Source organism: Microcoleus sp. BM001215392, from assembly GCF_036700185.1.
Lineage (GTDB): Bacteria > Cyanobacteriota > Cyanobacteriia > Cyanobacteriales > Microcoleaceae > Microcoleus.
Genome location: NZ_JAUBOJ010000478.1, coordinates 1 through 4,828, shown reverse-complemented (window position 1 = coordinate 4,828; position 4,828 = coordinate 1). Strand labels below are relative to the sequence as shown.

The 4,828-nt window shown below is 49.0% G+C and carries 4 protein-coding genes; 2 read left to right on the top strand and 2 right to left on the bottom strand.

Annotated features, from left to right (window positions below; genetic code table 11):
* Window positions 1–62 precede the first annotated feature (62 nt).
* On the top strand, window positions 63–1,427 hold the full coding sequence (locus tag QT974_RS31030) for a sensor histidine kinase (RefSeq protein WP_333472218.1): 1,365 nt from the start codon (window positions 63–65) through the stop codon (window positions 1,425–1,427).
* Window positions 1,428–1,606: 179 nt separating this feature from the next.
* Window positions 1,607–2,182: a hypothetical protein gene (locus QT974_RS31025; protein ID WP_333472217.1), complete on the top strand. Its 576-nt coding sequence runs from the start codon at window positions 1,607–1,609 to the stop codon at window positions 2,180–2,182.
* Window positions 2,183–2,501: 319 nt separating this feature from the next.
* Here QT974_RS31025 and QT974_RS31020 read toward each other — a convergent pair whose 3' ends face one another.
* Both QT974_RS31020 and QT974_RS31015 read right to left on the bottom strand, forming a co-directional pair.
* On the bottom strand, window positions 2,502–3,692 hold the full coding sequence (locus tag QT974_RS31020; protein WP_333472216.1) for a GNAT family N-acetyltransferase: 1,191 nt from the start codon (window positions 3,690–3,692) through the stop codon (window positions 2,502–2,504).
* Between the two features lie 239 nt (window positions 3,693–3,931).
* Window positions 3,932–4,639: a RibD family protein gene (locus tag QT974_RS31015; protein ID WP_333472215.1), complete on the bottom strand. Its 708-nt coding sequence runs from the start codon at window positions 4,637–4,639 to the stop codon at window positions 3,932–3,934.
* Window positions 4,640–4,828: the final 189 nt, after the last annotated feature.

Below are 4,828 nucleotides of genomic sequence, written 5' to 3'. Positions count from 1 at the left end.
CTAACAACTAACAACTAACAACTAACAACTAACAACTAACAACTAACAACTAACTTCGCAATATGTTTCAAGCTACCCGCCGCCGCCTTGCTATTTGGTACACTGCCGTTACTGCTGTATTGTTACTTTTATTTGCCACGGGTTTCTACTTCTACGTTCGCAATACTTTGATCGATCGCATCGACGACACTCTCAATCACGTGGTCGAAATAGTAGAGCGAACTCTCGTTATCGAACCGGTAACTTCCCCGAGTACGGGTGCTAAAACTAAGTTGCAAGTTAATATTCAAGCGAGTTTTCGAGACAGCAGCGATGCGGTAGAAGACGACCACATTGATTTAGAATGGTTCAGTCCTACGGGCGAGTTGCTGTGGTCTACTTTGTCGGAACCGCTGAATGTTCCAATTCGCGCTAACCGCACGGGCGAAACTGTTTGGATTATTAATAATAAGTTGCAGCCCGATCAAAACTATTCTCTCAGACAAGTTACGCAGCGCGTGGAAATTGGGCGCCAAGTTTTGGGATATTTGCGAGTCAGCCATCCTTGGTTTGAAGTAACAAAACCGATCCGCCAATTAATTCTGGATTTGATTTTGGGCGCGAGTTTAACTTTAATTTGCGTGGCGGCTATTGGCTGGTTGCTGTCGGGATTGGCGATCGCACCTGTGAGAGAATCTTACAGTCGCCTCAAACAGTTTACTGCTGATGCTTCCCACGAACTCAGAAACCCGATCGCCACTATTCAAACTAATGTCCAAGTAGCCTTGGCGGAACCGGATATCGAACCGCAGCAACACCAACAGCTACAGGTGATAGAACGCCTGACGCGCCGTTTGGGGCGGTTGGTTGACGATTTGCTGTTTTTAGCCAGACAAGACAGCGGAATCGTGCAGCAGCAGTGGGTTGATGTGCCTCTGGATGCTTTGTTGATCGAGGTGATTGAAGAACAACTCGCGATCGCCCTTACCCAAAATCTCTCTCTCTGTTTGGAAATAATCGATTCGCCCGACACTGAAAATAACTTTACAGTTTTAGGCGACTGGGATCAACTAGCACGACTGTTTACCAATCTTGTCAGCAACGCCGTCCAGTACACGCCATCGGGCGGCGAAATTGAAGTAGAATTGCAGCTTGCAGTCAAAAACAAAAGAAATCCGTCCGCGATCAATTCTGCACTGCAAATCAAAGTCACAGACACCGGAATGGGGATTTCCCCCGAAGCCCTACCGCATTTGTTCGATCGATTCTACCGCGCCGATCCCGCCCGCACCCACCGCAGCGCCGCCGGTTCCGGTTTAGGATTAGCCATCGCCAAAGCCATTATCGAAAATCACCACGGCCAAATCCACATAGAAAGCCAACTCTCTGAAGGTACCGCCATTACCGTCATTCTCCCCGCCCACAAATCAGAAACATCTCGCCCCTAAAACTTCCCCTCTTCCCCTCTTCCTCTGCGCCCTCTGCGGCCTCTGCGGTAAAAAAAATCTAATCCTCAAACCCTGATTATTTCTACCTCGCGCCCAAACCCAGCTATTAAAATTCAATTCCGGTATAGATTAACATAAACTTTGTTGGAAATCTCGATCGAACTTGTGAGGAGTTATTTATGTTTCGCCACAATCAACCGTTCAAAAAAATCAGCTTGCTAGCAGCCACCTGCGGCGGTTTACTCGTCAGTCTAGCGACACTTTCCCAAGCAGGCGGCCCCCCACCCCAACAAGGAAAACCCGTTTCCCAACCGAGTCCCGCAGCCACTCCAGGAACAGGAAAGCCCGTTTCCGAACCGAGTCCCGCTGTCAGCCCCAGCCCCAACGGGATGCCCTCAAAACCGACAACAACAGACGCGCCTCCCCGCTTCCCGATGCCGAGTGCGCGAGTTACGCCAGCATCCGGCACGGTAGTAATTAAACTGGTGAATACCACCAATGCCCTGATCAATTATCAAGTCGTAGGCGTTACCCCACCGCGCACTCTGGGCGAACAATCGGAAATTGTTCTCACAAACATCAAAGTGCCAATCACCCTTACTTACCAGCGTCCAGACGGCGGATTGATGCTAGTTCGCCCGCAAGCCACGGCGATGCCGGGAATGTTGCAAGTCAGTTTTGGCGCGACAACTGACTTGGGCGCCGATACAAAATCGCTGGAAATCCAAGAAGACGGGCGAGTATTTTTGAATTAAATCGGGTTTTTTTGAATTAAATCGGGTTTTTTTGAATTAGACAAGACGGCAGTTGAAACCGCGTCTACACAAAGAATGTCCGAGCTCAGAGGGACTCAAGAAAATAACGTAATTTTAACCACCCGTTCTTCAACCCGCGAAGGCGGGTTTCGTCTGTGTAGACGCGGTTTCAACCGCCGTCTTCCTTCAACCCGCGTCCGTGTTCGGCGAGCGAAATCGAGTCGCGAATTTCGTTTATATAGACGCGGTTTCAACCGCCGATTCTTTAACCGGCGTCCGGCTTGTTTCGTCTGTATAGACGCGGTTTCAACCGCCGAGTCTAATCCGAAGAATCATCCTGATTAAAAGGCAAATCCTGATTAACTAAATCAATTTCCTCCTGCTCCCTCTCATTGATTTGACCGATATAAGACTTAAGAATTTGCGCCAGACGATTGTTGTAAAATCTGTGCAAACTGTAGTTAGGCATCGCCGGAAAACCGCGCCGTTTTTTGTGCCGCCCGCCCGCACCCGGATCGAAGGTTTTGATGCCGCGATCGATCGCCCATTCGATCGGTGTATAGTAACAAGCATCGAAGTGCAAGCAGTCAATTTCCTGCAAACTACCCCAATAACGCCCGTAAAGTCGATCGCCCTTATACAAACAAAACGACATACCCACAGGCTGTCTGTCATCTTCCTTATCGTAGGCGGCGACAAACAAAACGCGATCGCGATAATTGTGGTGCAACTGTTCAAAAAACCGCTTAGTCAGATACTTGCTACCCCACCAACCAAACTTATCGCAAGTATTCTCATAAAAAGCATACATTTGACCAAACATCGGTTGGGGAATTTCATCGCCCGTCAGAGTTTTGAGTGAGAAACCAGCTTTGTCAACAGCCTTGCGTTCGCGTTTGATATTGCGGCGCTGGTTGGCATTAAAAGCGCCTAAATAACCATCAAAATTTTCATAGGCTTGATTTTGCCAAATATAGCTGTGGTGCAGCCAAGTGCTGAAACCGTGTTTTTCCATGCGCTGCCGCCATTCTGGATCGACATACAGGAAATTGCAACCGGAGATATTGTGGCGATCGCAAAAATGGTCGATCGCGCTTACCATTACTCCCGTTAACTCATCCTCATCTTCCCCCGGCGCAATCAAAAACCGATAGCCTTCAGCGGGAGTAAACGGCGTCATTCCCATCAACTTCGGATAGTATTGTACACCCAAACGCTGAGCTAAATCGGCCCACTGATTGTCAAACACAAATTCGCCGTAGCTGTGGCTTTTGACATAAAGTGGCGCACAAGCAATCAAATCTTTGTCGCGCCACACAGTCAAGTGATGCGGCAGCCAACCGGTTTTACCTGAGGCGCTACCCGAGATTTCGAGATTGTTCAGCCAATCCCATTCCATAAAAGGAGTTTTGAGGGGCATCGCCAAGGCATCCCAGGAGGCTTGCGGGATTTCGCCTATTTTGCTAATCCAGGCTACAGAATATTGTTGAGTTTTTGGCTGTTGCAGCATAGGGAAATTTGTGCGTAGAGCGAACTTCATCGAGACTTACGCAGAGATCCCCCTCGCATCCCCCGCATCGTTGCGGGGACTTTAAGAACACTCTTCCCTTTTTTAAGAGGGGCTTTGAATACTCTTGTCCCCCCCTTCGATCGGGGGGTTAGAGGGGGGATCGAGCTTTGAGACTCAATGCGTAAGTCCTGTTCATTTAACTTAATACAACTGCCCGATTTATGGGTATTTTTGCTTTGTTATCTCTGCACCCGATAATGCAAAAACACCTCTTGTCCCACCTGTTTGACTGCCAAAAGCTCTAATTTCGGCGCTAAATCCGCTAAAAAACCCTTGCCCTCGACGGGTGTCGGTGCATCCGCGCCGCCCAAAATTAACGGGCACACCGTCAGCCAGAGCTCGTCGATCGAGCCCGCAGCGAGCACAGACGCGACGAGTTTTCCCCCGCCCAAAATTGCCAAACGTTTGATTCCGAGAGTTTCTAGCTGTTGAAACGCATCGATCCAATCAATTTCTCCCTCGATGGTGTTGGCGATTAAAGTGCGATCGAACTTACAGTCTTGCGTCGGAGATGGACACGGCAATTCCGTGTCCCTACAATCATTTCCTGTTAACAGCCAGCGCGGAACCGGTTGCTGGAAAAATCGCCAGTTGGGGTCAAATTGGCGCGATCGCGAACAGACAATTTGCACCGGTTGTGGCGGCTTTCCTTGCAGTTTCCTTTGTTCCATCAAATCGGGGGAAGTTACTCTCAGAGTGGTTCCATAGGCGCGTAAAGTGCCGTTTCCAAATAGAACTGCGTCACTGTTGGCGACTTGTTGTTCGAGGTGAGATTTGTCGTTAACAGAACCGAATCTGGCGGCGGTGAGGGCGGTATCTGTAATTTTGCCATCGGCACTCATCGCGAGTATGACTGTTGCGTAAGGTCGATCGATCTTATCTGTCATTAATTTATCAAAGTTTTGCACAACATCATAACGGCCAAAGAGGACACCGCAGTGCCGTTTCCCTACCCCAAAAAGTCGATCGCCCGTTTCCCCAAAAGTCGATCGCACATTCCCCCCAAAATTAATCAAATTACTCGTAGGGGCTCTCGCATTTGGGCGACAATTTATCACAAAAAACCCAAGATTTCA